Source organism: Klebsiella sp. EMBS2024, from assembly GCF_036233805.1.
Lineage (GTDB): Bacteria > Pseudomonadota > Gammaproteobacteria > Enterobacterales > Enterobacteriaceae > Klebsiella > Klebsiella pneumoniae.
In genome coordinates this window covers 5,219,361-5,243,519 of record NZ_JAZARW010000001.1, presented here as the reverse complement: position 1 = coordinate 5,243,519, position 24,159 = coordinate 5,219,361, and the positions used below count along the sequence as shown (strand labels likewise).

Annotated in this window: 26 protein-coding genes (2 of these 26 running past the window's edge); 18 read left to right on the top strand and 8 right to left on the bottom strand. The window is 57.6% G+C overall.

Features of this window, described 5'->3' with window-relative positions; genetic code table 11:
* Nucleotides 1–16 carry the end of a 2-oxo-hept-4-ene-1,7-dioate hydratase gene (gene hpaH, locus VZP09_RS23925; RefSeq protein ID WP_328795442.1) on the top strand. 815 nt of this gene lie to the left of the window's left edge, so the window shows 16 of its 831 coding nt (coding positions 816–831); its start codon lies beyond the left edge, outside the window; the stop codon is at nt 14–16.
* Nucleotides 1–797: the 3' portion of a 4-hydroxy-2-oxoheptanedioate aldolase gene (gene hpaI, locus VZP09_RS23920; RefSeq protein ID WP_032439179.1), read on the top strand. 1 nt of this gene lie to the left of the window's left edge; the window shows 797 of its 798 coding nt (coding positions 2–798); the start codon is cut by the window's left edge — 2 of its three bases fall inside, at nt 1–2; it ends in the stop codon at nt 795–797. Before hpaH ends, hpaI begins: the two co-directional genes overlap by 17 nt.
* 21 nt (nt 798–818) lie before the next feature.
* A complete protein-coding gene (gene hpaX, locus VZP09_RS23915; protein ID WP_328795441.1) occupies nt 819–2,177 on the top strand; it encodes a 4-hydroxyphenylacetate permease in 1,359 nt (452 codons plus the stop codon).
* Nucleotides 2,178–2,186: 9 nt separating this feature from the next.
* Complete coding sequence (gene hpaA, locus VZP09_RS23910; protein ID WP_002887475.1) at nt 2,187–3,077, top strand: 4-hydroxyphenylacetate catabolism regulatory protein HpaA; 891 nt, start codon at nt 2,187–2,189, stop codon at nt 3,075–3,077.
* 225 nt (nt 3,078–3,302) lie between these two features.
* Nucleotides 3,303–4,865: a 4-hydroxyphenylacetate 3-monooxygenase, oxygenase component gene (hpaB, locus tag VZP09_RS23905; protein WP_002887473.1), complete on the top strand. Its 1,563-nt coding sequence runs from the start codon at nt 3,303–3,305 to the stop codon at nt 4,863–4,865.
* Nucleotides 4,866–4,884: 19 nt separating this feature from the next.
* On the top strand, nt 4,885–5,397 hold the full coding sequence (locus VZP09_RS23900; RefSeq protein WP_002887467.1) for a 4-hydroxyphenylacetate 3-monooxygenase reductase subunit: 513 nt from the start codon (nt 4,885–4,887) through the stop codon (nt 5,395–5,397).
* A 74-nt stretch (nt 5,398–5,471) separates the two neighbouring features.
* On the opposite strand, the gene VZP09_RS23895 is transcribed toward VZP09_RS23900, so the two are convergent.
* On the bottom strand, nt 5,472–6,182 hold the full coding sequence (locus VZP09_RS23895) for an ascBF operon repressor (RefSeq protein WP_002887465.1): 711 nt from the start codon (nt 6,180–6,182) through the stop codon (nt 5,472–5,474).
* Between the two features lie 127 nt (nt 6,183–6,309).
* Nucleotides 6,310–6,933 carry a hypothetical protein gene (locus tag VZP09_RS23890; protein ID WP_328795440.1) on the bottom strand — a complete coding sequence of 208 codons (624 nt, stop codon included), beginning with the start codon at nt 6,931–6,933 and terminating at the stop codon, nt 6,310–6,312.
* 384 nt (nt 6,934–7,317) lie between these two features.
* Here VZP09_RS23890 and VZP09_RS23885 point away from each other — a divergent pair, with 384 nt between their 5' ends.
* The 4 genes from VZP09_RS23885 to VZP09_RS23870 all read left to right on the top strand — a co-directional run bounded on the left by VZP09_RS23885 (nt 7,318) and on the right by VZP09_RS23870 (nt 11,686).
* Nucleotides 7,318–9,468, top strand: coding sequence for a carbon starvation CstA family protein (locus VZP09_RS23885; protein WP_064277472.1), 2,151 nt, complete (start codon nt 7,318–7,320; stop codon nt 9,466–9,468).
* A gap of 109 nt (nt 9,469–9,577) precedes the next feature.
* Entirely contained in the window at nt 9,578–9,781 is a 204-nt protein-coding gene (locus VZP09_RS23880) for a YbdD/YjiX family protein (RefSeq protein ID WP_002887451.1), read from the top strand.
* 11 nt (nt 9,782–9,792) lie between these two features.
* Nucleotides 9,793–10,749 carry a GTPase gene (gene yjiA, locus VZP09_RS23875; protein ID WP_004222432.1) on the top strand — a complete coding sequence of 319 codons (957 nt, stop codon included), beginning with the start codon at nt 9,793–9,795 and terminating at the stop codon, nt 10,747–10,749.
* Between the two features lie 391 nt (nt 10,750–11,140).
* Nucleotides 11,141–11,686 (top strand): YfaZ family outer membrane protein, encoded by a 546-nt coding sequence (locus tag VZP09_RS23870; protein ID WP_023285791.1) that lies wholly within the window; start codon nt 11,141–11,143, stop codon nt 11,684–11,686.
* Nucleotides 11,687–11,783: 97 nt separating this feature from the next.
* On the opposite strand, the gene VZP09_RS23865 is transcribed toward VZP09_RS23870, so the two are convergent.
* Nucleotides 11,784–13,154: an NAD-dependent succinate-semialdehyde dehydrogenase gene (locus tag VZP09_RS23865; protein WP_004146105.1), complete on the bottom strand. Its 1,371-nt coding sequence runs from the start codon at nt 13,152–13,154 to the stop codon at nt 11,784–11,786.
* 158 nt (nt 13,155–13,312) lie between these two features.
* Nucleotides 13,313–14,239 carry an Rpn family recombination-promoting nuclease/putative transposase gene (locus tag VZP09_RS23860; RefSeq protein ID WP_218788438.1) on the bottom strand — a complete coding sequence of 309 codons (927 nt, stop codon included), beginning with the start codon at nt 14,237–14,239 and terminating at the stop codon, nt 13,313–13,315.
* A 215-nt stretch (nt 14,240–14,454) separates the two neighbouring features.
* Between VZP09_RS23860 and VZP09_RS23855 the strand changes: the two genes are divergently transcribed.
* The 8 genes from VZP09_RS23855 to VZP09_RS23820 all read left to right on the top strand — a co-directional run bounded on the left by VZP09_RS23855 (nt 14,455) and on the right by VZP09_RS23820 (nt 21,102).
* The gene (locus VZP09_RS23855; protein WP_021313606.1) at nt 14,455–15,270 is read left to right on the top strand and encodes an AraC family transcriptional regulator; all 816 of its coding nucleotides are present in this window, start codon (nt 14,455–14,457) and stop codon (nt 15,268–15,270) included.
* A 47-nt stretch (nt 15,271–15,317) separates the two neighbouring features.
* A complete protein-coding gene (locus tag VZP09_RS23850; RefSeq protein WP_020805198.1) occupies nt 15,318–15,980 on the top strand; it encodes a LysE family translocator in 663 nt (220 codons plus the stop codon).
* Nucleotides 15,973–17,265, top strand: coding sequence for a DUF445 domain-containing protein (locus VZP09_RS23845; protein WP_019724788.1), 1,293 nt, complete (start codon nt 15,973–15,975; stop codon nt 17,263–17,265). Before VZP09_RS23850 ends, VZP09_RS23845 begins: the two co-directional genes overlap by 8 nt.
* A gap of 53 nt (nt 17,266–17,318) precedes the next feature.
* Nucleotides 17,319–18,560, top strand: coding sequence for a multidrug efflux MFS transporter MdtM (gene mdtM / locus VZP09_RS23840; protein WP_021313607.1), 1,242 nt, complete (start codon nt 17,319–17,321; stop codon nt 18,558–18,560).
* Nucleotides 18,561–18,585: 25 nt separating this feature from the next.
* A complete protein-coding gene (locus tag VZP09_RS23835; protein WP_002887416.1) occupies nt 18,586–18,825 on the top strand; it encodes a DUF2164 domain-containing protein in 240 nt (79 codons plus the stop codon).
* Between the two features lie 97 nt (nt 18,826–18,922).
* Nucleotides 18,923–20,074, top strand: a complete 1,152-nt coding sequence (locus tag VZP09_RS23830) for a double-cubane-cluster-containing anaerobic reductase (RefSeq protein WP_021313608.1) — start codon at nt 18,923–18,925, stop codon at nt 20,072–20,074.
* A gap of 9 nt (nt 20,075–20,083) precedes the next feature.
* Nucleotides 20,084–20,851 (top strand): putative 2-hydroxyacyl-CoA dehydratase activator YjiL, encoded by a 768-nt coding sequence (gene yjiL / locus VZP09_RS23825; protein ID WP_023313907.1) that lies wholly within the window; start codon nt 20,084–20,086, stop codon nt 20,849–20,851.
* The gene (locus tag VZP09_RS23820) at nt 20,848–21,102 is read left to right on the top strand and encodes a DUF3343 domain-containing protein (protein ID WP_004177546.1); all 255 of its coding nucleotides are present in this window, start codon (nt 20,848–20,850) and stop codon (nt 21,100–21,102) included. Before yjiL ends, VZP09_RS23820 begins: the two co-directional genes overlap by 4 nt.
* Here the strand turns inward: VZP09_RS23820 and VZP09_RS23815 are convergent.
* The 4 genes from VZP09_RS23815 to VZP09_RS23800 all read right to left on the bottom strand — a co-directional run bounded on the left by VZP09_RS23815 (nt 21,099) and on the right by VZP09_RS23800 (nt 24,020).
* Nucleotides 21,099–22,163: a DUF2955 domain-containing protein gene (locus VZP09_RS23815; protein WP_328795439.1), complete on the bottom strand. Its 1,065-nt coding sequence runs from the start codon at nt 22,161–22,163 to the stop codon at nt 21,099–21,101. The two genes, VZP09_RS23820 and VZP09_RS23815, sit on opposite strands and share 4 nt — an antisense overlap.
* Entirely contained in the window at nt 22,153–23,220 is a 1,068-nt protein-coding gene (locus VZP09_RS23810) for an HlyD family secretion protein (RefSeq protein WP_002887394.1), read from the bottom strand. The genes VZP09_RS23815 and VZP09_RS23810 overlap by 11 nt, the downstream gene beginning before the upstream one ends.
* A 6-nt stretch (nt 23,221–23,226) precedes the next feature.
* Complete coding sequence (locus tag VZP09_RS23805) at nt 23,227–23,691, bottom strand: MarR family winged helix-turn-helix transcriptional regulator (RefSeq protein WP_004177547.1); 465 nt, start codon at nt 23,689–23,691, stop codon at nt 23,227–23,229.
* 164 nt (nt 23,692–23,855) lie between these two features.
* A complete protein-coding gene (locus VZP09_RS23800) occupies nt 23,856–24,020 on the bottom strand; it encodes a DUF1127 domain-containing protein (RefSeq protein WP_002887388.1) in 165 nt (54 codons plus the stop codon).
* Nucleotides 24,021–24,159 lie beyond the last annotated feature (139 nt).

Genomic DNA, 24,159 nt, shown 5'->3' with positions numbered 1-24,159 from the left:
TGAACAACGCATTTAAAGAGGCGCTCAAGGCNGGGCGTCCGCAAATCGGCCTGTGGCTGGGGCTGTGCAGCAGCTACAGCGCCGAACTGCTGGCCGGCGCGGGCTTCGACTGGCTGCTGATCGACGGCGAACACGCGCCCAACAATGTACCAACGGTGCTGACCCAGCTGCAGGCCATTGCGCCCTACCCCAGCCAGCCGGTGGTGCGTCCGTCGTGGAACGATCCGGTGCAGATCAAACAGCTGCTGGATGTCGGCGCGCAAACCCTGCTGGTGCCGATGGTGCAGAATGCCGAAGAGGCGCGGCTGGCGGTCAGAGCCACCCGCTATCCGCCAGCCGGCATCCGCGGCGTCGGCAGCGCGCTGGCCCGCGCCTCGCGCTGGAATCGCGTCCCGGACTATATCCACCGGGCCAACGACGCCATGTGCGTCCTGGTACAGATTGAGACCCGCGAAGCGCTGAAAAACCTGCCGCAGATCCTCGATGTCGACGGGGTGGACGGCGTGTTTATCGGCCCGGCGGATCTCAGCGCCGATATGGGCCACGGCGGCAATCCGCAGCACCCGGAAGTGCAGGCCGCCATCGAAGATGCCATCCAGCAAATCCGTCAGGCCGGCAAGGCGCCGGGGATCCTGATGGCCAATGAACAGCTGGCGAAACGCTATCTCGAACTGGGCGCGCTGTTCGTCGCCGTCGGCGTCGATACCACCCTGCTGGCCCGCGGCGCAGAAGCGCTGGCGGCGCGGTTTACCCACACCGCAACCACCACAACAGATAACAATAAATCCGTCTATTGAACGGATAATGTGGAGCGCAACATGACTACCTCTACCCTGCAACACAATGATAATAAAGCCGTTGAAGTAGAAAACCGGGTGATCAAAAAACTGTTCCGCCGCCTGATCACCTTCCTGTTTGTTCTCTTTGTTTTCTCATTTTTGGATCGAATTAATATCGGCTTCGCCGGCCTGACGATGGGTAAAGATCTCGGCCTGACCTCCACCATGTTCGGCCTGGCGGCGACGCTGTTCTATGTCACCTACGTGCTGTGCGGGATCCCTAGCAATATCATGCTGGCGAAAGTTGGCGCGCGCCGCTGGATCGCCGGGATCATGGTGTTCTGGGGGATCGCCTCGACCTGCACCATGTTCGCCACCAGCCCGCATACGCTGTACATCCTGCGCATGCTGGTCGGCATCGCCGAAGCCGGTTTTCTGCCGGGGATCCTCGTCTATCTGACCTGGTGGTTCCCGGCCTATCATCGCGCCCGCGCCAACGCCCTGTTTATGATCGCCATGCCGGTGACCATGATGCTCGGCTCGATACTTTCCGGCTATATCCTGGCGCTCGACGGCCTGTGGAACCTGAAAGGCTGGCAGTGGCTATTTCTGCTGGAAGGCCTGCCGTCGGTGGTGCTCGGCGTCGTCACCTGGTTCTTCCTCAACGACACGCCGGATAAAGCCAACTGGCTGGATAACGAAGAGAAACAAGCGCTGAAGGCGATGATCGATCGCGAACGGGAACATGCGGCGATCGTCCCGGCTTCGCCGCGTTCCACGCTGCGCGAAGTACTGACGCCAGCGGTGCTGATGTATACCCTCGCCTACTTCTGCCTGACCAATACCCTCAGCGCCATTAATATCTGGACGCCGCAGATCCTACAGAGCTTCAACACCGGCAGCAGCAACATCATGATTGGCCTGCTGGCGGCGATCCCGCAGTTCTGCACTATTTTCGGCATGATCTGGTGGAGCCGCCGATCCGACCGCCGCAAAGAGCGCAAGATGCATACCATCCTGCCCTACCTGTTCGCCGCGGCGGGTTGGCTGCTGGCTTCGGCAACGCACCACAGCCTGATCCAACTGATCGGCATTATTATGGCTTCTGTGGGATCCTTTACCGCGATGGCCATTTTCTGGACCACCCCGGATCGGGTGATCAGCCTGCAGTCGCGCGCGGTGGCGCTGGCGGTGATCAACGCTATCGGCAACGTCGGCTCTGCCGTCAGCCCGCTGTTGATCGGCATTTTGCGCGATACCACCGGCAGCTTTAGCTCCGGGCTGTGGTTTGTCGCCGGATTACTGATCGTCGGCGCGCTGGTGCTTACCCGCATTCCAATGAGCCAGCGTGAGGACGCCGCCGCCGCGCCGGGCTTAGCGGCGCAAAAAGGCCACTAAGGAGCGGGTATGTGCCAGCATTCCATCGCCAACATCGACATCAATAAAGATTACGACGAGAGTCTGGGCACCGAAGAGGTGCACTACCAGTCGTTCTCCCGCATGGCGGCCTTTTTTGGCCGCGACATGCAGGCGCATCGCCACGACCGCTATTTCCAGATGCACTACCTTGATACCGGACAGATTGAGCTGCAGCTTGATGACCACCGCTATTCGGTGCAGGCGCCGCTGTTTGTGATAACGCCGCCCTCGGTGCCGCACGCCTTTATTACCGAGTCCGATAGCGATGGTCACGTGTTGACGGTGCACGAAGAACTTATCTGGCCGCTGCTGGAGGTGCTTTATCCCGGCACGCGGGAGACCTTCGGCCTGCCGGGGATCTGCCTGTCGCTGGCGGATAAACCCGACGAGCTGGCGGCGCTGGCGCACTACTGGCAGCTGATTCGCCGGGAGTCCACCGCCCAGCTGCCGGGGCGGGAGCATACCCTGGCGCTGCTGGCGCAGGCGGTATTTACCCTGCTGCTGCGCAACGCCAGGCTCGACGATCATGCCGCCAGCGGGATGCGCGGCGAGCTGAAGCTATTCCAGCGCTTTAACCAGATGATCGACAGCCACTACCATCAGCACTGGACGGTACCGGATTACGCCAGGGAGCTGCATCTGACCGAATCGCGGCTGACCGATATCTGCCGCCGCTTCGCCAACCGTTCGCCGAAGCGGCTGATATTCGACCGCCAGCTGCGCGAGGCGAAGCGGCTGCTGCTGTTTTCTGATAGCGCGGTTAATGAGATAGCCTGGCAGCTGGGGTTTAAAGACCCTGCCTATTTTGCGCGCTTTTTTAGCCGCCAGGTCGGCTGCTCGCCCAGCAGCTACCGGGCGCAAAAAGTACCTGTATCGTAATACCCCGGCGGCGCTGCGCTTGCCTGGGCTATAGACCGTAGGGCGGGTCAGCGCCGCGCCAGCCGGTAAAAGTTGCAGAGATCACAAAATTCACTCCCGCCTGAAAAGTACCCGCCGTTGTCGCAAACGTCCCTTCACGACAAGCGCCATAACCGCTTCAATTAAACAACAAAAACAAAACATATATTTAACATCATTATTCCGATAAATACTGAAGAGGCCCCTATGAAACCTGAAGATTTCCGCGCCGACGCGAAACGCCCGTTAACTGGCGAAGAGTATTTAAAAAGCCTGCAGGATGGCCGCGAAATTTATATCTACGGCGAGCGCGTGAAAGACGTCACCACGCATCCGGCCTTCCGTAATGCCGCGGCCTCCGTCGCTCAGCTGTACGATGCGCTGCACAAACCGGAGATGCAGGATTCCCTGTGCTGGGGCACCGATACCGGCAGCGGCGGCTACACCCATAAATTCTTCCGCGTGGCGAAAAGCGCCGACGATCTGCGCCAGCAGCGCGACGCCATCGCCGAATGGTCGCGCTTAAGCTACGGCTGGATGGGCCGCACCCCAGACTACAAAGCCGCCTTCGGCTGCGCGCTGGGCGCCAACCCGGCGTTTTACGGCCAGTTCGAGCAGAACGCCCGCAACTGGTACACCCGCATTCAGGAAACCGGCCTGTACTTTAACCACGCTATCGTCAACCCGCCGATTGACCGCCACAAGCCAGCTGATGAAGTGAAGGATGTCTACATCAAGCTGGAAAAAGAGACCGATGCCGGGATCATCGTCAGCGGCGCGAAAGTGGTCGCCACCAACTCGGCGCTGACCCACTACAACATGATCGGCTTCGGCTCCGCACAGGTGATGGGCGAGAACCCGGACTTCGCGCTGATGTTCGTCGCGCCGATGGATGCCGAAGGCGTCAAGCTTATCTCCCGCGCCTCCTATGAGATGGTCGCCGGCGCGACCGGATCGCCGTACGACTATCCGCTTTCCAGCCGTTTCGACGAGAACGACGCGATTCTGGTAATGGATAAGGTGCTGATCCCATGGGAGAACGTACTAATTTATCGCGACTTTGACCGCTGCCGTCGCTGGACCATGGAAGGCGGTTTTGCCCGCATGTACCCCCTGCAGGCCTGCGTGCGTCTGGCGGTAAAACTGGACTTTATCACCGCCCTGCTGAAACGCTCTCTGGAATGTACCGGCACCCTCGAATTCCGCGGCGTGCAGGCCGACCTTGGCGAAGTGGTGGCGTGGCGCAATATGTTCTGGGCGTTAAGCGATTCTATGTGCTCGGAAGCGACGCCGTGGGTCAACGGCGCATGGCTGCCGGATCACGCCGCGCTGCAGACCTATCGCGTGATGGCCCCGATGGCCTACGCCAAGATCAAGAACATCATCGAGCGCAACGTCACCAGCGGCCTGATTTATCTGCCGTCCAGCGCCCGCGATCTGAACAACCCGCAGATCGATCAGTATCTGGCGAAGTACGTGCGCGGCTCCAACGGTATGGATCACGTTGAACGTATCAAGATCCTCAAACTGATGTGGGACGCCATCGGCAGCGAATTTGGCGGCCGCCATGAACTGTATGAGATCAACTACTCCGGTAGCCAGGATGAAATTCGCCTGCAGTGTCTGCGCCAGGCGCAGAGCTCCGGCAATATGGACAAAATGATGGCGATGGTTGACCGCTGCCTGTCCGAGTACGACCAGAACGGCTGGACGGTGCCGCATCTGCACAATAACGCTGATATCAACATGTTGGATAAGCTGCTGAAGTAATTCACAGCGGGAGGTCATAATGCAATTAGATGAACAGCGCCTGCGTTTTCGCGATGCCATGGCCAGCCTGTCGGCGGCGGTTAACGTTGTCACCACCGCAGGCGAAGCCGGCCGCTGCGGCATTACCGCCACGGCGGTGTGCTCGGTGACGGATACGCCGCCATCGGTAATGGTTTGTATCAACGCCAACAGCGCGATGAACCCGGTGTTTCAGGGTAACGGCAAGTTGTGCATCAACGTGCTGAACCACGAACAGGAAATCATGGCCCGTCATTTCGCCGGGATGACCGGGGTGACGATGGAAGAGCGGTTTGCCCTCAGCGGCTGGCAGCAGGGCGCGCTCGGGCAGCCGGTGCTGAAGGGCTCGCTGGCCAGCCTCGAAGGCGAAATTAGCCAGGTGCAAACCATCGGTACCCACCTGGTGTATCTGGTGGAGATCCGCAATATTACCCTGAGCCCGCAAGGGCACGGCCTGATTTACTTTAAACGCCGTTTCCATCCGGTGATGATGGAAATGGAAGTGGCAGTCTAAAATCCGCGCCCAGGTTTACTTATCGCCCGATACGTAAACCTGGCGCTTAATATGCGTCATCTCCCCCGCCAGCCTTATTCAACAGCGCGACATGAAGCCCAATCAAAACGTCCACCGCCGCGGAAATTTTGTTCCCGGTAGTCAGCAGGTAATGTTAAGTGCCAGCCTTTTCGCCTGGCGGTACAGGCAATAACCGGAAATTGCGAATAATCTATAGCGTCATGAATAAATTGTTGTTTACCTATATTTGTTAAAAAAGCGTCTCCCCGATTCCAGATAGCTTTTTTTAACTTGATATTCCAGGTCTGATAGCTTTCACCAGCAATTGTATAACCTTCACCTTCAGGCGCTTTTTTGGTCCAGTCAATCTCGCCGCCATCGTATAAATATTGCCATACAGCATAGCGTTCAAGGGTAAACTGGCTGGGTAAAGTACTGACATTTTTAGAATCGATTTTATCGAGTAATTGCGGATTCGCTAACAGTAGCGCCATGGCTTTATGCATGTAACCCAACATAATATCGGGATGTTCGGGCACTCCCTCTTCTGCTTCAAACAAAGAGATATAAGCGAGATAGAGCGCATCATCACGCACTTTTTGACCGTTCGCCGCGGCGTTGGCGACGATTTTCGCCGCCCGATATTGTAAACTTCCCCAGGATTCCTCACCGCTAACAGGCCTGTAGCGATTATTGTATTTTTCTCCCGTCAGGTAGCCCTGAGCTGCATTTAAATCGTTAGCGTTTAACGCCGATTTAGCGCGCTGATGGTCGGATAAGGTCATTATATTGCGCCCCGTATTTCTGGCAATATAATACGACTGACGACAATCAGAAAGGATCATAACCATAATGACCATGGCAATAATTCTAAAAAAAATCTTATATATTCTCACCGTTAAGTCCTTTAATTTATTTATAAATATAATGTTTGGAAACTTGTCTCGGTTCGATNTATAGCAAAACGGTTACCCGACCTTTTTTATAAGTACGTTGCCAGGTTGAACAATTTGTTATTTTATTCAGATCTAATCTTTTATTATACCACTCCTGCTGTTTTGCAATGCAGGCGGAAAGACTTTGATAGAATTTCCCTTTTTCTGCAATGAACTCTTCTTTGATTGTCGCTGGCCCATATTCTCGATCAAGAACCTTAACTTCCTCATTATATAAGGCGAGTGCTTCCCGGCCATCATCAACTTTATAGGCCTGCTGACTGGAATCAACATCAGCGCTAACAAAAACACTTTTCAGCCCTTTATTCTTATCGAAATAAAGCTTCATCTCCTGATATTTCAACGCCCCCACTTCCTGGGGAGTCAGCGTTGAGATAATCAGATCCGGGTCTTTTCCGGCATAATTGATATCTGATACCTCCAGAGAATATAAAGGCGTGTTTCTGGCCTCATCGTAACTCATCCCCCAGCGCAAATTATAAGGGGCTGCCGGCTCATCAACAGCCTGATGTATCTCTCTTGCATGAGCATATGTTAAGTAAAAAGCACTGGCGATGATCATTATCTTTACAAATTTCATAACTCGAATTCCCTTTGTTAAACGCTATCCATACGACATGGCAAAGTCAGCATAATATCAAAATACCTCTACTTGAAATAAAGATAGTGATCTGCGGGTGATAAAAACCGTTATCCTCAGTTTGAAAGCATATCTTTGAGATGCGCAGAATAATATTGTGAGCTTAATCACACATTTACGCGCTCTCGTACTCATATCTAACCGCTTACCCCCGCAAGTAACCGCTTAACCCCCTATACAACCACTCACCGATTTACCCAACTTTACGCGCGCGCTGTTCTGGCAAGATCGGAGGCAGCCTAGCTAATCAATACCTCCATCAACCCTTACTTAAAACCAGACGGCTTCGGCCAATTATTCATCTAATTAACGCCAGGTTTTACTATGGATACCAAAAAACTATTCAAGCACATACCCTGGGTGATTCTTGGAATCATCGGGGCATTTTGCCTCTCAGTAGTCGCCCTGCGCCGCGGTGAGCACGTCAGCGCCCTGTGGATCGTCGTCGCATCGGTTTCTGTGTACCTCGTCGCCTACCGTTATTACAGCCTGTACATCGCGCAGAAGGTGATGAAGCTTGACCCGACGCGCTCCACGCCGGCGGTCATTAATAACGATGGCCTGAACTATGTGCCAACCAACCGCTACGTGCTGTTTGGCCACCACTTTGCCGCGATCGCCGGCGCCGGCCCGCTGGTTGGCCCGGTACTGGCCGCGCAGATGGGCTATCTGCCGGGCACCCTGTGGCTGCTGGCCGGCGTGGTGCTGGCGGGCGCGGTACAGGACTTCATGGTGCTGTTTATCTCCTCGCGGCGTAACGGCGCCTCGCTGGGCGAGATGATTAAACAGGAGATGGGGCCGGTTCCGGGCTCTATCGCCCTGTTCGGCTGCTTCCTGATTATGATCATCATCCTCGCGGTGCTGGCGCTCATCGTGGTGAAAGCGCTGGCGGAAAGCCCGTGGGGCGTGTTTACCGTCTGCTCGACGGTGCCTATCGCCCTGTTTATGGGGATCTACATGCGCTTCCTGCGCCCAGGCCGCGTCGGTGAAGTGTCGGTTATCGGTATCGTGCTGCTGGTGGCCTCTATCTGGTTCGGCGGCGTGATTGCCCACGACCCGTACTGGGGCCCGGCGCTGACCTTTAAAGACACCACCATCACCTTTACCCTGATTGGCTACGCGTTTATTTCCGCCCTGCTGCCGGTATGGCTGATTCTGGCGCCGCGCGATTATCTGGCCACCTTCCTGAAAATCGGCGTGATCGTCGGCCTGGCACTGGGGATCGTTATCCTTAACCCGGACCTGAAAATGCCGGCGGTGACCCAGTACATTGATGGTACCGGCCCGCTGTGGAAAGGCGCGCTGTTCCCGTTCCTGTTTATCACCATCGCCTGCGGCGCGGTCTCCGGCTTCCACGCGCTGATCGCCTCCGGCACCACGCCGAAGCTGCTGGCCAACGAAACCGATGCCCGCTTTATTGGCTACGGCGCGATGCTGATGGAATCCTTTGTTGCAGTTATGGCGCTGGTTGCGGCCTCGATTATCGAACCGGGTCTCTACTTCGCGATGAACACCCCGCCGGCGGGCCTGGGCATCGTTATGCCAAACCTGCATGAAATGGGCGGTGAAAACGCGGCGATGATCGCAGCGCAGTTGAAAGAAGTCACCGTCCACGCGGCGGCGACCGTCAGCTCCTGGGGCTTTGTGATTTCACCTGAGCAGATCCTGCAGACGGCGAAAGATATCGGCGAACCTTCGGTACTGAACCGCGCTGGCGGCGCGCCGACGCTGGCCGTCGGTATCGCCCACGTATTCCATAAAATCATCCCGATGGCGGATATGGGCTTCTGGTACCACTTCGGTATCCTGTTTGAAGCGCTGTTTATCCTCACCGCGCTGGATGCGGGTACCCGCGCAGGCCGCTTTATGCTGCAGGATCTGTTGGGTAACTTCGTGCCGTTCCTGAAAAAAACCGACTCGCTGGTCGCCGGGATTATCGGTACCGCCGGCTGCGTCGGGCTGTGGGGCTACCTGCTGTATCAGGGCGTGGTCGACCCGCTGGGCGGCGTGAAGAGCCTGTGGCCGCTGTTCGGTATCTCTAACCAGATGCTGGCCGCCGTGGCGCTGGTGCTTGGCACCGTGGTGCTGGTCAAGATGCAGCGCACCAAATATATCTGGGTCACCGTTATCCCGGCGGCATGGCTGCTGCTGTGCACCACCTGGGCGCTGGGCCTGAAGCTGTTCAGCAGCAACCCGCAGATGGAAGGCTTCTTCTTTATGGCTCAGCAGTATAAAGAGAAGATTGCCGCCGGCAGCGAGCTGACCGCGCAGCAGATCGCCAACATGAACCATATCGTGGTCAACAACTACACCAACGCCGGCCTGAGTATTCTGTTCCTGGTGGTGGTGTACAGCATCATCTTCTACGGCATCAAAACCTGGCTCAATGTCCGCAACAATAAGGTGCGTACCGACAAAGAGACTCCGTACGTGCCGGTACCGGAAGGCGGCGTGAAGACCTCGTCACATCATTAACCCTGATGCCGGATAGCGCTACGCGTATCCGGCCTACCAAAAGCGCATTAACGTAGGCCGGATATGGCGCTAGCCGCCATCCGGCTTTATTCGTTATCTGGAACTTATAATGTTTGGTAACTTAGGTCAGGCAAAAAAATATCTCGGTCAGGCGGCAAAAATGCTGATTGGCATTCCGGATTACGACAACTACGTCACGCATATGCAAACCAACCATCCGGATCAGCCGTACATGACTTATGAAGAATTCTTCCGCGAACGTCAGCAGGCCCGCTACGGCGGCGACGGCAAAGGCGGCGTACGCTGCTGTTAATGGAGGCAATAATGGCACCGATTGCAGTCACCCTACTCACCGGTTTTCTCGGCGCAGGAAAAACCACCCTCCTGCGCCATATCCTCAATGAGCAGCACGGTTTCAAAATCGCCGTAATTGAAAACGAATTCGGCGAAGTCTCCGTTGACGATCAGCTGATCGGCGACCGCGCCACGCAGATTAAAACCCTGACCAACGGCTGTATCTGCTGTACACGCTCCAACGAACTGGAAGACGCCCTGCTCGATCTCCTCGACAGTCGCGATCGCGGCGAAATCGAGTTTGACCGGCTGGTGATTGAATGCACCGGCATGGCCGACCCGGGGCCGATTATCCAGACCTTTTTCTCCCATCAGGTGCTCTGCGAGCGCTATCTGCTGGACGGCGTGATCGCCCTGGTGGATGCCGCCCATGCCGACCAGCAGATGGATCAGTTCACCATCGCCCAGTCGCAGGTCGGCTACGCGGACCGGATTCTGTTAACCAAAACCGACGTCGCCGGCGACACCGAAAAGCTGCGTGAACGGCTGGCGCGCATTAACGCGCGGGCGCCGATTTATACCGTCATTCACGGCGATATCGATTTAAGCCAGCTGTTTAACACCAGCGGTTTTATGCTGGAAGAGAAGGTTGTCAGCGCCACACCGCGCTTTCATTTTGTGGCAGAAAAACAGAATGACGTCTCGTCGATTGTGGTCGAGCTCGACTATCCGGTGGATATCAGTGAAGTTTCACGGGTAATGGAAAATCTGCTGCTCTCCTTCGCCGAGCAATTGATGCGTTATAAAGGCATGCTGTGGATCGACGGCGAGCCAAATCGCCTGCTGTTCCAGGGCGTGCAGCGCCTCTACAGCGCCGACTGGGATCGCCCGTGGGGCGATGAAACGCCGCACAGCACGCTGGTGTTTATCGGCATTCAGTTGCCGGAAGAGGAAATTCGCGCGGCGTTTGCCGGGTTACGACGCTAACCTGCCCGCCTGCGCCCTAAGGCGCAGGCCCCCTTCTCTCTGAGACCTCGTCAAAAACAGGGACCAAACGTCGGCAACGCGTCGAAAAATGTAAAGCAACGTTTTAATAAGTAACAGTAGAAACATTTTTGGAAATTATAAGAAACTGAATGAATAGGCCCCTTAATAATTAATGACTGCTCTGTTCAGTTTCTGTTTAGCCCACCAATTAAACCACGGCTAAACAGGCTAAATTTGCTGATTGACCTCGCCGTAACCAAACGTCATTACAACATTTTCAAAATACCTTCCTGACAAAACCAGCATAAAAAATCGACGCAAGTCACATTTGCAGAGATAAACATCGCTTGTTAAGGTGCCCTCAGACAACTTTATTGACGAGGAGTAAACCATGAGAAAGCTTAACATCCTTATTCTTGCAGCCCTGACCGCGGTCTCTGGTTCCGCCATGGCGGTGGGGTTTACCGTTGAACAGGGTAAAAACTTCACTAATCTGAATATGGAAATGGGTAAATCCTCTTCTGGCCTGTACGCCGAAAGCCACTGGCTGAAGAATACCGATGATGGTAGCCAGACCGGCGGCGTGGGCGCGGGTTACAACCTGGAAGTGGGCCCGGTGATGCTCAACGCCGGCGCGAAAGCCATCTACATCGGGCCGAAAAAAGGCGATAACGGCGTCGCGTTTCCGGTCGGCGGCGGGGTGAACGTGGCCCTGACCGACAGCATCCACGTGTTTGGCGAAGGGTATGTCGCGCCGGATGGTCTGAACAACAGCGTGAAAAACTATGTTGAAGCGAACGGCGGCGTGAGCTGGTCTCCGATTGGTCCAGTGACGTTGAAAGTGGGTTACCGCCATGTAAGCGTTGACGGTAAAGAGGGTCGCCCGAACCACACCCTGATTGATGGCGCCTATGTGGGCGGCGGGGTCACCTTCTGATTATGATCAACGCCCCGCGATAAAGTTAAGGTGCGCTGAGCATTAGCCATAAAAAAACCTGCCGAATGGCAGGTTTTTTTATGGCCGGGTCATAGGCTTAGCGGCGCACCACCACCAGCTTCTGGTTCACAAACTCTTTGATGCCGAGATCGGAGAGCTCCCGTCCGTAACCGGAACGCTTCACGCCGCCAAACGGCAGCTCCGGCGCGGTATCGGTGAGCCAGTTGATATAAACCATTCCGGTTTCAATGGCGGAGGCCATCCGTTTGGCGCGTTCGATATCCTGACTGAACACCGCGCCGCCCAGACCATAGTGGGAATCATTGGCCAGCTGGATTGCCTCCTCATCGTTTTTCACCACGTAGATCTGCGCCACCGGGCCAAAGAACTCTTCGAAGTACGCCGGATTATCACGGGTGATACCGGTCAAAATGGTGGGTTCAAAGAAATTGCCTTCTCGAGCCACCGCTTTGCCGCCCAGATGCAGCTTAGCGCCATTTTTCACCGCCTCGTCCACCTGTTTGCTTAGGGTATCCAGCGCATCTTTGGAAGAGAGCGGCCCCAGCGTGGTGCTTTCATCCAGCGGATCGCCGATTTTCACCTGGCGAAACGCCTCGCTAAATTTTGTCAGGAACGCATCCGCGATATTTTCGTGCAGGATAAAGCGCTTGGCAGCGGTACACACCTGGCCGGCGTTGTTCAGCCGCGCCTGGACGCCGATTTTCACCGCGCGCTCCAGGTCGGCATCGTCCAGCACGACAAACACATCATTGCCGCCCAGTTCCAGCGTTGATTTCTTAATATGCTTCGCCGCCTGCGCCGCCACCACGCTGCCGGCTTTCTCCGACCCCGTTAGCGCCGCGCCCTGCACGCGATCGTCAGCGATAATCTTCGCCACCTGATCCTGGGAGATAAACAGGTTGGTCCACGCCCCCTCCGGAGCGCCGGCCTCACGCACCAGATGGGCAAAGGTCTCCGCGCAGTGCGGCACAATGCTGGCGTGTTTGGCGATAACCGGGTTACCGGCCGCCAGGTTTGGCGCCAGGACGCGCATCAGCTGGTAATAGGGGAAGTTCCACGGCTCCACCGCCAGTAAGACGCCAATGGGATGGTGCTCAACCCAGGCTTCACCCAGTTCGGAGGGATACTTCACCGGCGCCAGGAACGATTTGGCGTTATCGGCGTAATAGCGGGCGATCTGCGCGCAAAGTTTCACTTCGCCGCGGCTCTGCTTAATGAGTTTCCCCATCTCCTGGCTAGCGATTTTTGCCAGCTCCTCCGCCCGGCTATCGATCAGATCCGCCAGCTTATGCAGTACCGCCAGCCGCGGTTCAATATCGCCTTTTGCCCAGGCAGAATGGTAGAGCGCATCCGCCTGCTGCAGCGCCGCCTCCACGTCCGCATCGCTGTGCGCCGGGTACGTTTTAATAAGCTGATTGTTCGCAGGATTCACCGTCTGATAGGCCATATCGCATGTCTCCTTGTTATCGCTACTAAGGCAGTCAAAAATGCCGTTAAGGATATTAAGGGTAGTCGAGATGGCTGGCGATGCGGGTAAAGTTAGGTATATCCGGAATATTCCATAACGAGGCTAACCGGGGCGACCGTCAGGCCGCCCCGGCGTTATCAATGCGCCAGCGCGGCGATCTCGTCGGCGGTCAGGCCGGTGATTTTCACCACCGTCTCGCGGGCAATGCCGTCAGCCAGCATCCTCTGGGCAATGCGCAGCGCCTCGGCATGCTGTCCTTCTTGTCTGCCTTCAAGCCGGCCTTCCCGTTTGCCTTTTCTGCGGCCCACTTCCTGTAATCTTTCAGCAATAGTCATCAATCTCTCCCTGTGCTGAGGAACCCGTTGCGCCACTTCGTGGATAAACCGGCCAAAGCGGCGCGCGTTGCCAGTCTGCAGCAGATAATTAAACAGCGTTTTTAGCTGTCTGTCATTAGCGTCCCCGCTAAGTAAAATCGTCGTCAGTTGCTCAACAATGCCCATTAAATCGCGCTGGCGAATATGCTTCTGTATCAGCTCGAGTAATGCCACGCGCCGGTGGCGAACGATCTCATCGTCGGGGATCACCGTGACATCCACCAGCGGAAAGGGCGAGATATAAAGCTCACTCGCCAGCTGTGGATCGGCAAAACAGTCCAGCCAGTTGAGTGACCACGGGTATGGCGTGGTCGCTCCGTGATAGAACAGCATCGGCACCACCAGCGGCAGTTTTGTATGACCGCCATCAAGATGGCGCTGCATCGCGGCGATGGCGTAGCGCATCAGGCGGAAGGCCATCTGCGCATCCGGCGAGCTCTGATGTTCGATAACCACATAAATGTAGCCCTCGCCAGACGCGGTTTTGAGTGACCACAGCACATCGGAGTACCAGGCCCGCAGGCTCTCCTCGATAAAGCTTGCCGACTCCAGCTGTAAGGTATCGAGGTCGCAGTGCTGACGCAGCGCAGGCGGTAGATGGATCGCCAGAAAATCGCGCGCGGTGTCGGCCTGAGTGAGGAACTGTTTAAACACCGCATCATGCGGCGTCGAGGTGGTGCCCTTTGCCATCGGCTCATCCCTGCCTGCTTATCCTGCAGGGACTCTACATCCCATGAATGTCTCTGGCACCCCGGAAACCGGGATTTTACATTCCGCTACGAAAACATATTTCCCCGGACTGCAAGCGTGACATCCTTTTTCGACGCGGTACGCAAATCCAGGCGGGCGACAGCCTCGGCGCAGCATGCTATAAACGGCTTATCCCCGCAGCAAAGGCCAAAGCAGTGAACCATACCCGAGATATTCCCCAAACCTTCTGGCGAGACGATCGTCTGCCGTGGCTGGAGCTGCGCAGCACCTGGCGCAGCCGCCAGGCCTATAAGCGCCACAGCCACCCCCAGCTTTCAGTAGGGGCGATTATCGAGGGGGAAACGCGCTGCCTGTGCGCTGGCCAGGAGTACCTGCTGCAACCCGGGGATCTGATCGTGATCCCGCCGCACGCGCCGCATAGCTGTAATCCGCTGCATGGCAGGCCGCGCAGCTATCACATGCTTTACCTGGACGCGACATGGTGCCACGCGCAGCGCCCGGATATTCCCCCTGGCGCCAGTATCACCTCGCCGCAGCCGCTGCTGCGCGACAGCCCTCTCTTTGCCAGTTTCCAGCAGGTTGTCGCCCTGATGAGCCGCGGGCGCCTTGAACAACTGCCCGCCCGGCTGGCGCAACTCCTGCACGCGCTGCCGCTGTGCGCCGCCGCGCCGCAGGCGCCGCATCACGCCAGCGCCCTGCTGTTTCAGTGCCTGGCGATGGATCTGCCGGCGTCGCCGTCGCTGGATAAGCTGGCCCACGACAGCGCGCTTCGTAAAGAGACCGTTATCCGCGCCGTGAAACAAGATACCGGCCTGACGCCTGCCAGTTTGATCAACATGGCGCGCATCGAATATGCGAAAACGCGCTTACGCGCCGGGGATCCTATCGCCGACGTCGGCTATCAGGCCGGCTTTGCCGATCAGAGCCATTTCCATAAAACCTTTGTCAGCTATACCGCCGCCACGCCGCGGCAGTATGCGCAAAGCAGATCAATATCTGACAATAAGTAATACGCCACCTGGCGTAGGGTGGCCTCTGCACCATTATCGAGGCCACTATGCATACCTTATCGACGCTCTTTCCCGCCGTCTTCCCGGCGCTAGCCCTGTCCCACTTTGTCGCTCTGCTCAGTCCGGGCCCTGATTTTTTTCTGCTGATCGGCTACGCCGTGCGCTACCGGATCCGCGGCAGCATCGGATTGTGTCTCGGCATCGCCGCAGGCAATGCGCTGTATATTGTGCTCGCCATCGTCGGCTGGGGGCTTCTGCGCCAGGCGCCGCTGCTTTTTTTGCTCATCGAGCTGCTGGGGGCGGGCTATTTATTGTGGATTGGCAGCCTGCTGATACGCAGCCGTCCCGCGACGCTGGCGATGGAGAGCGTTCGCGCAGCGCGTCCGGGGTTCGGCAGGCAGCTGCTGCTGGGGCTGGGGTCATCGCTGCTCAACCCCAAAAACGCCCTGTTTTATCTGGCGCTGATGACTTCCCTGCTCGGGCCGGCTGTGACCCTGCTTCAGCAAACGGTGAGCGGGCTGTGGATGGTCAGCGTGGTGTTCTTCTGGGATTTACTGCTGGTGAGCGCGATTGCGCTGCCGCAGATACAGCGCCGCCTGGGCGCCATCGTCTGGCGAGTCGAGCGGGCGGCGGGGGCGATCCTGATGCTCTTCGGCCTGGGGATTATCTGGCGATTTTTGCACGACCTCGCCGTCAGGCTATATGCTTAAGCATATGGAAAAACTCGCTGAACTGAAACGCGCCAAACTGCTGGCGCTGTCGCTGCTGCTGATTGCAGCCGCCATTTTTATCACTACCCTCGCGCTACCACCGTCGCCTTGGGTCGGTGCGCTAAAAGCTATTTCCGAAGCGGCGATGGTCGGGGCGCTGGCCGACTGGTTTGCGGTCGTGGCTCTGTTTCGCCGTATTCCGCTGCCCTTTGTCGCCCGCCATACGGCGATTATTCCGCGCAATAAAGACCGCATCGCCGACAACCTCGGCCGCTTTGTCGAGGAAAAGTTCCTTGATACCCCGTCGCTGGTCGCGCTGATCCGCCGCTATCAGCCAGCCCTGATGCTCGGCAACTGGTTCAGCCAGCCGGAGAACGCCCGACGGGTCGGCCAGCACCTGCTGCAGGTGATGAGCGGTTTTCTCGAACTGACCGATGACGCGCGCATTCAACGTCTGCTGCGACGCGCGGTGCATAAGGCTATCGATAAGGTCGACCTGACGCAGACCAGCGCCATAATGCTGGAGGGACTGACCCGCGACAATCGCCATCAAAAGCTGCTCGATTCGCTGATAAACCAACTGATCGCCCTGCTGCAGCGCGACAGCTCCCGCGCCTTTATCGCCCGCGGCATCGTACACTGGCTGGAGACCGAACACCCGCTGAAGGCCAAACTCCTACCCACCGAGTGGCTCGGCGAGCACAGCGCTGAGATGGTCACCGACGCGGTGAATACCCTGCTGGACGAGGTGACTCACGACCGTACGCATCAGATCCGTCAGACTTTTGACCGCGCCGTGCAAAAGCTTATCGATAACCTGAAATCCGACCCGGATATGGCGCAGAAGGCCGATAACATCAAAGCCTGGCTAAAAAATGATGAGACCTTTAACCACTATCTTGGCGAAGTATGGGGCGACCTGCGCGGCTGGGTAAAAAACGATATCAGCAGCGACGACTCACGTATTAAGCAGCGCATCGCCGAGGCGGGGCAGTGGTTCGGTGAAACCTTACTCCGCGACGACGCGCTGCGCGAATCGCTTAACGAACACCTGGAGCAGGCGGCGCACCGGGTGGCGCCGGAGTTCGCCGCCTTCCTCACCCGCCATATCAGCGACACAGTGAAGAGCTGGGACGCCCGCGATATGTCGCGGCAGATCGAGCTCAATATCGGTAAAGATCTGCAGTTCATCCGCATCAACGGTACCCTGGTGGGGGGAACCATCGGCCTGTTGTTGTGGCTGCTCTCGCAGATCCCCTCGCTGCTGCATCTGCATATTGGTTAGCAATGATACTATCCGAACAATAGCGCTGATAAATATTCCACAGGGAGGGCGAAATGATGCACAGGATTTCCCACTGGCTGAGCCGACACGCCGCCGCGCTGTTCTTCCCGGCGGCGTTAATTCTGTATGATTTTTCCGCTTATCTCACTACCGATCTGATCCAGCCGGGGATCCTGCACGTGGTGCGGGATTTCAATGCTGATGTGGCGCTGGCTCCGGCCTCGGTGAGCCTGTATATGGCCGGCGGCATGGCGCTACAGTGGCTGCTGGGGCCGCTCTCTGACCGGATAGGACGGCGTCCGGTGCTGCTCACCGGCGCGCTGATTTTCACCCTCGCATGCCTGGCGACCCAGTTCACCACCTCCATGACGCAGTTCCTGATTGCCCGCTTCGTGCAGGGCACCAGCATCTGCTTTATCGCCACCGTCGGCTACGTCACCGTACAGGAGGCCTTTGAGGAAAAAAGATCGATCAGACTGATGGCGGTGATCACCTCCGTCGTGCTGGTGGCGCCGATCGTCGGCCCGCTCTCCGGCGCGGCGCTGATGCATTTCATTCACTGGAAAGCGCTGTTCGGCATTATCGCCGCCATGGGATTGGTGGCCTGGCTCGGCCTGCTGTTGACCATGCCGGAGACGGTGCGCCGCGGCGATGTGCCGTTCAGCCCCCTGGGCGTGCTGCGCGATTTTCGCAACGTCTTTCGCAACCGCATCTTTTTACTCGGCGCCGCCACGCTGTCGCTGAGCTATATTCCGCTGATGAGCTGGGTGGCGGTATCGCCAGTGATTTTAATGGACGCCGGCGGACTGACCACCAGCGAGTTCGCCTGGAGCCAGGTGCCGGTCTTCAGCGCCGTTATCATCGCCAACCTGTCGGTGGCGCGCTGGGTAAAAGACCCTACCCGCCCGCGCTTTGTCCTCAGCGCGGTGCCGGTACAGATGCTCGGCCTGGCCATCCTGATCGCTGGCAATCTGGTATGGCCCCACGTCTGGCTGTGGTCGGTGCTCGGCACCTGCTTCTACGCCTTCGGCATCGGGCTGATTTTCCCGACGCTGTTTCGCTTTACCCTCTTTTCCAACGACCTGCCGAAAGGCACGGTCTCCGCCTCGCTGAATATCGTGATCCTCAGCGTCAGCGCGTTATCAATTGAAGGCGCGCGCTGGCTGTGGTTCCATGGCGGCAGACTCCCCTTCCACCTGTTGGCGGTGGCCGCCGGGATTGTCGCCGCCTGCTGCCTGGCCGGACTGTTACGCCACCAGCGCGGACAAGCGGTGATCGAAGCCCGGCAGTCGTGAGCCCTTTTACGGAGAAAGCCCCATCATGAATGACATTGAACTCAGCCAGGCGCAGCGCGACCTGCTGCGCGACAGGCTCAGCAAGTACTGCGCAGAGACCTTCGACCTCGAACTGGAGCAGTTTGACGCCGAATTTTTCGTCGACTTTATCGCCAAAGAGCTGGGGCCGCTGTTTTACAACGCCGGTATCGAAGAGGCCATCCGCACCCATCAGGCATGGAGCGAGCGTATCCAGGAAGAGATGGATTTGAAAAAGGTCTATTAACACCGCGTACAGACGCAGGAGATCAATAAAACCCTGCATACACCATGGCTATAATGGCGACTCTTTCAGCATCTCCCGTGTACGGGGAAGGAAAACCATGTCGCTTATCACCGATCTACCCGCCATTTTTGACCAGTTCTCAGAAGCTCGCCAGAAGGGCTTTCTCACCGTCATGGATCTTAAAGAGCAGAACGTACCGCTGGTGGGCACTTACTGCACCTTTATGCCCCAGGAGATCGCCATGGCGGCGGGCGCCGTTGTCGTCTCGCTGTGCTCAACCTCCGATGAAACCATCGAGGAAGCGGAAAAAGATCTCCCGCGCAACCTCTGCCCGCTTATCAAAAGCAGCTACGGCTTCGGCAAAACCGATAAATGTCCCTACTTCTATTTCTCTGACCTGGTGGTTGGGGAAACCACCTGCGACGGCAAAAAGAAAATGTATGAGTACATGGCCGAGTTCAAGGCGGTCCACGTCATGCAGTTGCCGAACAGCGCCAGCGATGCCGCCTCGCGCGCACTGTGGAAAACGGAGATCCTGCGCCTGCAGCAGGTGATGGAGGCCCGGTTTGGCACGCCGATTAGCGAGGCGGCGCTGCGCGAAGCCATCGTGTTGAAAAATCGCGAGCGCCGGGCGCTGGCCCACTTTTATCGTCTCGGGCAGCTCAATCCGCCGGCGCTCAGCGGCGGCGACATCCTGAAAGTGGTGTACGGCGCCACTTTTCGTTTCGACAAAACCGCCCTGATTGATGAACTGCATGCCATGGCGGAGCGCATCCATCAGGAGTGGCAGCAGGGTAAACGGCTGGAACCTCGTCCGCGGATCCTGATCACCGGCTGCCCGATCGGCGGCGCGGCGGAAAAAGTGGTCCGCGCCATCGAGGAAAACGGCGGCTGGGTGGTCGGCTATGAGAACTGCACCGGCGCGAAAGCGACCGAGCGCTGCGTGGCGGAAGAGGGTGACGTCTACGACGCCTTAACCGATAAATATCTCGCCATCGGCTGCTCCTGTATCTCCCCCAACGACCAGCGTCTGCAGCTGCTGAGCCAGATGGTGGAGGAGTATCAGGCCGACGGGGTGATCGACGTCATTTTGCAGGCCTGCCATACCTATGCCGTGGAATCGCTGGCGATTAAACGCCATCTGCGCCAACGGCACGATCTTCCTTACATGGCGATTGAAACCGACTATTCGACAGCGGACCTCGGCCAGCTCAGCACCCGCGTCGCCGCCTTTATCGAAATGCTGTAAGGAGCTGGCGTGAACTATACGGTTGGCATTGATTCCGGCTCCACCGCCACAAAAGGCATCCTGTTGGCGGACGGCGTCATCGTGCGCCGCTTCCTCTGCCCCACCCCCTTTCGCCCCGCCGACGCCATCCACGAGGCCTGGGAGACACTGCGCGCTGGCCTCACGGAGACGCCTTTTTTAACCCTCACTGGCTATGGCCGCCAGCTGGTGGATTTTGCCGATAAGCAGGTGACGGAGATCTCTTGTCACGGCCTCGGCGCCCGCCTGCTGGCGCCGGACACCCGCACGGTGATTGATATCGGCGGCCAGGACAGCAAAGTTATCCAGCTGGACGCCAGGGGCAACCTCAGCGACTTCCTGATGAATGACAAATGCGCCGCCGGCACCGGCCGCTTTCTGGAAGTCATTTCACGCACCCTCGGCGCCAGCGTCGAACAACTGGACGCCATTACCGACGGCGTGGAACCGCACGCCATTACCAGTATGTGCACGGTGTTTGCCGAATCGGAGGTCATTAGCCTGCGGTCGGCCGGTGTCGCGCCGGAGGCGATTCTGGCGGGGGTGATTAACGCCATGGCCCGGCGCAGCGCGAACTTTATTGGCCGCTTATCGGCGCAGGGGCCGCTGCTGTTTACCGGCGGCGTCAGCCACTGCGCCGCCTTTGCCCGGATGCTGGAAAGCCATGTCGGCATGGCGGTGACAACCCATCCCGACGCCCAGTTTGCCGGGGCGATCGGCGCGGCGCTGATCGGCCAGCGCCAGCGGAGGCGCGGATGACAACGTTTCTGTTTTTATTTCACTCCACGGTGGGGGTGGTGCGGATGCGCAAAGCCCTGCAGGCGGCGGGAGTGGCCTTCGAGGTCAAAGATATACCCCGCCAGCTGCGCAGCGGCTGCGGGCTGTGCATCCTGCTGGAGGGGACGGAAGCCGATGCGCGAGGCTGGATCGTCCCGGAACAGACGGCGGCGCTGTATCAGCAGAACGGGGAAGCATGGCGCTGTCTCGCCACCTTCCCACCTGCAGGTTAATCGCTCACCACAAAACGCGTCGCCGCGAAACAGTTCAGCAGGCGGTGCATGAGAAAAACCAGGGTCAGCGTCACCACCAGCGAGACCGTCACCGAGGTGATGCGGTACAGATCGCTGAACACCAGATCCTGATACGGATGCAAATTCTGGCCGAACATAATGCCGATGGTAGTGATGCTGGCGAAGCCCACCCCGGCGCCCACTTTCTCCATCACGTGGAGGCGGGCGCTGAAGGCCAGCCCGAGACCAATCAGCGGCATCATCAGGATCATGTGGTTGCTGAAATCATAGATAATCAGCTGCACCACCAGTATATAGAGACAGGCCAGCACCACCCCGACGACGCGCCAGATCGAGCTGATCACCGCCCCACGATAGTGCATCGGGAACAGGATCAGGATCCCGGCCATCAGCGCCGACAGCGAGTCGCTGAGATCGCAGATCTGAAACACCACAAAGATGATCGTCGCTACCGTACCGGAGAGCAGCGACTCATGACGGATGCGGGCGGCGTCTTTCTCAATCCGCGGCGGCGGCTTGCGCGGTTCGACGTCCGGGATCAGGTAATGCAGCAGCGCGCTCAGCGCCACGGCCATCACGCAGGCTTCCATATTGGAGAACATCAGGGTGTGCCAGTTGCTGGTGGGATAGCTCATAAAGTTGAGCATCGTGCTCTGGCACACCACCCCCATTGATCCCAACNGGAACAGCGGTCCCTGGCTCATAAAGCGGAAACGCATCACGTACAGGGCAAACACCACCAGGGTCATGATCACCGGCCACTGCGACAAATAGCCGACAATTAGCACCATTTCGACACAGTTTACCGCCGCGCTAAATATAAACTGGCGGGCGACGTGCAGGTTGAACATCGGTACCAGCGACATCAGCATCAGCGGATAAACGACGAAAAATACGCCGTACTGTACGTCGTAGAAGGTGGAGATGCTGAGCGCAATGGTCCCGGCCACGGCGATACGCACCGTCTGGCGAAAATCATTCGCCGTGTAGACGATATTGCCGTGCGGGGTAAAGACATGCGCCAGGGTATTAATAGACATAGTGCAACCAGCTCACCAGGTGGATCTGCAGGCCGGCGAAGGTGCGGGCGAAAGGTCCCTCGCTATTGTACAGCTGCACCGTGGCGCGAGCGCCGGTCGGCAGCGGTTTGTCCAGCGGCTGATCCAACGCGACGTGAATGCGCATCCGCTGGGCGTCGCGCACCCAGCGGGTGGACTGCTCCGGCTGCGACAGCTGGCCGTTCACCGCCTCCTGTCCCGCCAGAATCCCGGCGTCGCTGCTGGTCACGTGCGCCGGGAAGACTTGACCCGGCAGGGCGTCAAAGACCACCGCCGCATCGGTATTCACCGCGGTGTGGCGCAGGCTTTTTTCGCGGAAGTCGGCGACGATGTCAGTGTTGTTGTTAACCAATGCCAGCACAGCCGTCGCCGCGGTGGCGTAGATCCCCGGGTTCAGCTGCAGGTTGCTGACCATGCCGTCAGTTTCCGCACGCACTTTGGTCCAGGCCAGGTTCAGCTGCGCCTCCTCCAGCGCATTGCGGTATTTTTGCAGGGTGACGTTGCGCTTATCGTCGCGCTCGCCGCGCTGGATCAGCAGGTTCTGGATCTGCGCGTTCAGCGCCGAGACCGACTGCTCGCTGGTCTGCCAGGTGGTTCGCACCTTATCGAGGTCGGACTGCGAGACGTTCTGCATCGTACTCAAGCGCTGGTAGCGATCGAGCGTGACCTTATCGTTACGCGCGGTGTACTGCGCGGTGCGCAGGTTGGCGCGGGCGGCGGCGATTTGCGCGTCCAGCTGCTGGTTGCTCAGTTTCGCCTGCTCGAGGGCGATCTGCGCCGCTTCAACTTTATTAATGAATGGCGTTGGGTCGAGCTCATACAGCAGGTCGCCCTTTTTCACCTGGCTGTTGTTGTGCACGTAGACGTGCGAGACATAGCCGGAGACCCGCGACGAAACCGGGGTCACCACGCGCATGACGGTGGAGTCCGGCGTCAGCGGGATCCAGATATCGGCAACGATAAACCAGGCGAATATTCCCAGAAAAGCGGCAATACTCACCCGTACCCAGCGGGCAAATTTTTGTTCAGGCGTCATCATAGTGTGTTAGATCTTGTTATCTTCTTCGCGGATATTCCGCAAACGGCAGGCGATTTGATTTAACGTGGCGCTGAAGGTGGCGAGATCGGCCTCCGGGATGGTCTGGGTTACGCGCTCCTGATAGGTCTCGATCACGCAGCTCAGTTTTTCCAGAATAGCCCGCCCCTCAGCGGTCAGCGTCAGCAGGCGAATGCGTTTGTCATATGGCGATGTGGAACGCACCAGATAGCCCTGCTTTTCCAGTAATGAGAGGGTGCGCATTAGCGGCGGCAGTTCAATGCCCTGCACCTCCGCCAGTTCGCTGACCGAGACGTTGTCTCCCAGCTGATGCAGTTGCATCAGCACCGTCCAGCTGGACTGGGTGAGTCCGGTATCGGTGATAGCGGAGTCAATAATGGCGCGCCACTGGCGCACCACCATAGCCATCCGCATCCCCAGCGGGCGGCGGGCAAACAGTTCGTCTTCAGTCACGGGTCTTCCTCTCATTATTGAGAAGAAAATAATACTTATCAGGGTAAGTATCAAGAAACGGAAGCTCGTGCCGCATCAATTGATAAATTTCGTGAATGTATCCCGGCGGCACTTTGCGCTCACCGGGATAATGAAGAAGGTTTGCCTGTAAAAAACCGCACGTTTTAATTGATCTGGTCTCGACGCAGGCCGATATCTTTCAGCTGTTCGTCGCTCATTTGCTGCAAAACTCTGCGCGTTTGCTCCTGAAGCCACCATTTTTTGATAAACCGCACCAGCAGTACGAAACCGATAAATGGCTGTCTTGCCCTGTTCTCGTGAAATTCCATCCTCTACCTCCTCACCTTGCCAGAGGCTTTATCTTCACGGATTTGGGGGTAAGGAATACAGATTCACAAAACGCTTTTCTTTAACATACAGATTAGCTAAAACGTACACCAGAGCCCAATTTTTACGCCAATCTGTACT

Coding starts and splice junctions, on each gene's coding strand:
- hpaX (WP_328795441.1), top strand. CDS start 819: ATGACTACCTCTACCCTGCAACACAATGATAATAAAGCCGTTGAAGTA.
- hpaA (WP_002887475.1), top strand. CDS start 2,187: ATGTGCCAGCATTCCATCGCCAACATCGACATCAATAAAGATTACGAC.
- hpaB (WP_002887473.1), top strand. CDS start 3,303: ATGAAACCTGAAGATTTCCGCGCCGACGCGAAACGCCCGTTAACTGGC.
- VZP09_RS23900 (WP_002887467.1), top strand. CDS start 4,885: ATGCAATTAGATGAACAGCGCCTGCGTTTTCGCGATGCCATGGCCAGC.
- VZP09_RS23895 (WP_002887465.1), bottom strand. CDS start 6,182: ATGACCTTATCCGACCATCAGCGCGCTAAATCGGCGTTAAACGCTAAC.
- VZP09_RS23885 (WP_064277472.1), top strand. CDS start 7,318: ATGGATACCAAAAAACTATTCAAGCACATACCCTGGGTGATTCTTGGA.
- VZP09_RS23880 (WP_002887451.1), top strand. CDS start 9,578: ATGTTTGGTAACTTAGGTCAGGCAAAAAAATATCTCGGTCAGGCGGCA.
- yjiA (WP_004222432.1), top strand. CDS start 9,793: ATGGCACCGATTGCAGTCACCCTACTCACCGGTTTTCTCGGCGCAGGA.
- VZP09_RS23870 (WP_023285791.1), top strand. CDS start 11,141: ATGAGAAAGCTTAACATCCTTATTCTTGCAGCCCTGACCGCGGTCTCT.
- VZP09_RS23865 (WP_004146105.1), bottom strand. CDS start 13,154: ATGGCCTATCAGACGGTGAATCCTGCGAACAATCAGCTTATTAAAACG.
- VZP09_RS23860 (WP_218788438.1), bottom strand. CDS start 14,239: ATGGCAAAGGGCACCACCTCGACGCCGCATGATGCGGTGTTTAAACAG.
- VZP09_RS23850 (WP_020805198.1), top strand. CDS start 15,318: ATGCATACCTTATCGACGCTCTTTCCCGCCGTCTTCCCGGCGCTAGCC.
- VZP09_RS23845 (WP_019724788.1), top strand. CDS start 15,973: ATGCTTAAGCATATGGAAAAACTCGCTGAACTGAAACGCGCCAAACTG.
- mdtM (WP_021313607.1), top strand. CDS start 17,319: ATGATGCACAGGATTTCCCACTGGCTGAGCCGACACGCCGCCGCGCTG.
- VZP09_RS23835 (WP_002887416.1), top strand. CDS start 18,586: ATGAATGACATTGAACTCAGCCAGGCGCAGCGCGACCTGCTGCGCGAC.
- VZP09_RS23830 (WP_021313608.1), top strand. CDS start 18,923: ATGTCGCTTATCACCGATCTACCCGCCATTTTTGACCAGTTCTCAGAA.
- VZP09_RS23820 (WP_004177546.1), top strand. CDS start 20,848: ATGACAACGTTTCTGTTTTTATTTCACTCCACGGTGGGGGTGGTGCGG.
- VZP09_RS23810 (WP_002887394.1), bottom strand. CDS start 23,220: ATGATGACGCCTGAACAAAAATTTGCCCGCTGGGTACGGGTGAGTATT.
- VZP09_RS23800 (WP_002887388.1), bottom strand. CDS start 24,020: ATGGAATTTCACGAGAACAGGGCAAGACAGCCATTTATCGGTTTCGTA.